The sequence below is a fragment of the Pseudoroseomonas cervicalis ATCC 49957 genome (assembly GCF_000164635.1).
In the GTDB taxonomy this organism is placed as follows: Bacteria; Pseudomonadota; Alphaproteobacteria; order Acetobacterales; family Acetobacteraceae; genus Pseudoroseomonas; species Pseudoroseomonas cervicalis.
In genome coordinates this window covers 208,658-211,765 of the sequence record NZ_GG770780.1, presented here as the reverse complement: position 1 = coordinate 211,765, position 3,108 = coordinate 208,658, and the positions used below count along the sequence as shown (strand labels likewise).

Sequence of the window (3,108 nt, the reverse complement as noted above, 5' to 3'; positions counted from 1 at the left end):
CGCTGCCCTCGGCCCAGCCCTGGCCGCCCTCCTCGGCGGTGGTCAGCGGGCGGGCGGTGCCGCACACCTCGCATTCGCCGCGCAGCAGGCGGTGGCCGCGCGTCGCGTCGCCAGGCCAGAGGTCGCGGAAGGCGCGGGCCGGGGCCTCCGGCACCTTCACCGGCCGCAGCCCCGCGATGACCTTGCGCGCGCCGCGCAGCCAGTCGGACATCAGGCGGCGCCCCCCCGCAGGGCGGCGATGGCGGCGGCGTAGTCCGGCGCGCCGAACACGGCGGTGCCGGCCACCAGCACGTCCGCCCCCGCCTCGATGCAGCGCGGCGCGGTCTTGACGGTGACGCCGCCATCGATCTGCAGCGCGATGTCGCGGCCGGTGGCCTCGATCATCCGGCGCAGCGTGGCGATCTTGGGCAGCTGGCTGTCGATGAAGGACTGGCCGCCGAAGCCGGGATTGACCGTCATCACCAGGATCAGGTCCACTAGGTCCATCACATGCTCGATGGCCGAGACCGGCGTCGCCGGGTTCAGCACCACGCCGGGCGAGGCGCCGAGGGCGCGGATGGTCTGCAGCGAGCGGTGCAGGTGCGGCCCGGCCTCGGGGTGCAGGCTGATGCGCTCCGCGCCCGCCTCGGCGAAGGCCGCCAGGTAGGGGTCGGCGGGCGCGATCATCAGATGCACGTCGAAGCACATGCGGGTGTGGCGGCGCAGCGCCTTCACCACGGACGGGCCGAAGCTGATGTTGGGCACGAAATGCCCGTCCATGATGTCGAGATGAAGCCAATCGGCACCGGCGGCGTCGATGGCGGCGACTTCCTCACCCAGCCGCGCGAAATCGGCGGCCAGCAGGGACGGGGCGATTTTGACCGGTCGTGACACGGGGGATGTTATGCCTTTTGGCCTGGGGCGGGACAAGCGGCGGCGGCGGGAAGAGAGTCAGAAGTGGTAAGGATTTAGCGAGGGCGGAACCACGCAGGAATCGAAATTCGCGCCGCGTCTTTCCCTGGAGAGGCGAAATCTGGAACCGCGTGGCCCGTCCGGTCACAGCATGCTGGTGGCGAGGTCGCGTGCCCAGGCCTCGGCCTCCTCCTTCTGGTCGAGCCAGAGCCGGTCCCAGCTGCGGACGGATTTCGGGCCCATCGCCCAGGGCTTGCCGGGGGTGTAGTGCAGGAAGACGATGCGGTCGCGGATGGTCTCGAAATGCGCCGGGCCGAGCGAGCCGAAGATCCGCCGCCGCGCATTGTACCAGAGCGGCAGGCGCAGGAAGGGCTGGCGGCTGTCGGCGATGACGCGGGTGGTCAGGTTCTGCTCGTTGGGGAAGGCGGTGCCGCTGGCATGGGCGATGGCGCGGTCGAACACGGCCTGCGCCAGCAGCGGCCGCTCCAGCACGACGAAGCCGGAATTGATGCCGCGAATCGGGGTGACGCAGGGCGCGCCATACTCGGCCAGATAGGCGTCGGCGATCGCCTGGGCGTTCTCCGGCCGCGGCTCCTGCCCGATCGGAAAGACCGAGGCGCCGTATTCCTGCACCGCCTTGGCCGGCTGCGGGCCGGTCAGCAGGGCCGCGTCCGGCGCCCGCAGGCAGAGCATGTCGGCATCCAGGAAGATGTGCCGGTCATAGCCCCGGTCCTGGAACATGCTCAGCTTGAGGAAGGTGTATTTCGGCGCGAAGCCGGCATGGATGCGGGGGTCGATCCGCTCGCCGCGGATCGGCGCGAAGGCGGCCAGCCGCGCCGCGTCGAAGAACTCGATGCGGGTGGCGATGCGGCGGATGAAGGGGTCCTCCGCCACCACGGGGTCGTCGGTGATGATCACGGTGGGGCAGCCCTCGAAGGCGCCCTGCCGCATCAGGGAATGGCGCAGCACCCGCAGGGGCAGCAGGTAGTCCCGGTTCAGCACATGCAGGATGGCGGTGTTCTCGTAGGCGCTGCCCATGGGGTTCCTCCGGTGGCCTGCGGCTGACGCTGCGGCGGCTGGCGCCTCAGCCGGCCCTGAAGCGGGCCATGAAGAAGCCGTCCAGCCCGCCCTGCTCCGCCCAGAGATCGGGGCGGGTGCGCAGCCAGCCCTGCGGCGAGAGCGCGGCCTCCAGCCCCGGCACCTCCTCGGGGCGGATCGGGTCGGGGAGCAGGCCGGGCGGCGGGCTGGCGGCCTGGGCCTCGCCCTCCTCCGGCTGCAGCGAGCAGGTGGCGAAGACCAGCCGCCCGCCCGGCGCCAGCAGCCGCGCAGCGGCCGCCAGCAGCTGGCGCTGCAGCCCGGCCAGCGTCGCGATGTCGCCCGGGCGCTTCAGATGCGGCACGTCGGGGTGGCGGCGGATGGTGCCGGTGGCGCTGCAGGGCGCGTCCAGCAGGATGGCATCGAAGCGCGTGCCGGGGTCCCATTCGGCGACATCGGCCTGCACGCTCTCCACCGGGAGGCCGAGCCGCGCCATGTTCTCGCGCAGGCGGAGCAGCCGGGTCGGGTCGCGCTCGACGGCGGTGACGGCCGCGCCGGCGGCCGCCAGCTGCGCCGTCTTGCCGCCCGGCGCGGCGCAGAGATCGGCGACAAGCATCCCCGGCGTGACCGCCAGCAGCCGCGCCGGCAGGGCGGCGGCGGCGTCCTGCGCCCAGGCCAGCCCCTCCGCGAAGGCGGGCAGCTCGGTGATGCGGGTGCCGGCGGGGAAGCGGGCGGTGCCGGTGGGCAGCATCAGCGCCCCCTCCGGCGCCGGGGTGCCCGGCTTCAGCGAGAGGTCGAGCGGCGCCGGCAGCCGGTGGGCGCGGGCGATGGCGCGCACCGCCGGGCCATAGGCGCCGTGCCAGGCGCTCCACAGCCAGCCCGGCGTGTCCAGCCGCTCGCCATCCAGCTCCTCCAGCGCGGCGGGGCCGGCGGCGGCGACCTTGCGCAGCACCGCATTCACCAGCCCGGCGAAGGGGCGCGGCACCAGGTCGACGCAGCTGGCGACGGCGGCATGCGGCGGCGTCTCCAGCAGCAGCAGCTCGGCGGCGCCGATGCGCAGGGCGTTGCGCACCTCGGGCGGCGGCTCGCGCCGCAGCGAGGGCTCCAGCACCGCATCCAGGCTGCCCAGCCGGCGCAGCACGGCGGCGGCGATGCGGTGGGCGGCGGCGCGGTCGCGCGCCT

3 protein-coding genes and 1 pseudogene are annotated in these 3,108 nt (G+C 73.7%); all 4 read right to left on the bottom strand.

Annotation, left to right across the window (positions count from 1 at the left end; genetic code table 11):
- Positions 1–211 (bottom strand): annotated as a pseudogene (locus HMPREF0731_RS25550) (heparinase II/III family protein); the annotation flags it as partial.
- The gene (gene rpe / locus HMPREF0731_RS14390; RefSeq protein WP_007004886.1) at positions 211–873 is read right to left on the bottom strand and encodes a ribulose-phosphate 3-epimerase; all 663 of its coding nucleotides are present in this window, start codon (positions 871–873) and stop codon (positions 211–213) included. The pseudogene HMPREF0731_RS25550 and the gene rpe, both read right to left, overlap by 1 nt.
- A gap of 162 nt (positions 874–1,035) precedes the next feature.
- Positions 1,036–1,929 (bottom strand): glycosyltransferase family protein, encoded by an 894-nt coding sequence (locus tag HMPREF0731_RS14385; protein WP_007004885.1) that lies wholly within the window; start codon positions 1,927–1,929, stop codon positions 1,036–1,038.
- Between the two features lie 46 nt (positions 1,930–1,975).
- A partial coding sequence (locus HMPREF0731_RS14380) for an RsmB/NOP family class I SAM-dependent RNA methyltransferase (protein WP_007004884.1) occupies positions 1,976–3,108 on the bottom strand: 1,133 nt, incomplete at its 5' end.